This is a genomic window from Psychrobacter sp. AOP5-GZ1-6 (assembly GCF_052376345.1).
Classification (GTDB): domain Bacteria; phylum Pseudomonadota; class Gammaproteobacteria; order Pseudomonadales; family Moraxellaceae; genus Psychrobacter.
Genome location: NZ_JBQSVP010000331.1, coordinates 1 through 575, shown reverse-complemented (window position 1 = coordinate 575; position 575 = coordinate 1). Strand labels below are relative to the sequence as shown.

Genomic DNA, 575 nt, shown 5'->3' with positions numbered 1-575 from the left:
TGAATGCTGCCTGATCAGAGGGAAACACCTTACGCTTATTCACCGCCGTTCGAATCACACTGTTTAGCGACTCTATCGCATTGGTGGTATAAATCGCTCTTCTGATGTCTTTAGGATAACCAAAGAACACCGTTAAGCCCTCCCAGTTATTGCGCCAAGACTTGATGACATGCGGGTACTCTTTACCCCATACTTCATCAAAGTGCTCAAGGTTGGCCTCTGCCATCTCAAGCGTATCAGCACCGTAGATGGCCTTTAAATCAGCTGCTACGGCCTTCTTGTCCGTCCAAGGTACGAACTTCATCGAATAGCGCACCATATGCACGATACACAGCTGAACCTGAGCGTTAGGGTAGACCGTATTGATGGCATCAGGGAAGCCTTTTAAACCATCGACACAGGCAATAAGAATATCTTGAACCCCGCGGTTTTGTAGCTCAGTGAGAACACCAAGCCAGAATTTAGCGCCCTCGTTCTCTGATAGCCACATGCCAAGCAGCTCTTTTTTACCATCAAGAGCAACGCCTAAGGCCAGATAGATAGCTTTGTTGATGATCTGCTTGTCCTGACGAACT

The 575-nt window shown here is 47.7% G+C and carries 1 protein-coding gene; it reads right to left on the bottom strand.

All coding sequences use genetic code 11. The annotated features are described in order from the left end of the window. On the bottom strand, positions 1–575 hold a 575-nt coding region (locus tag ACT3RN_RS16060), incomplete at both ends, for an IS256 family transposase (RefSeq protein WP_444518860.1).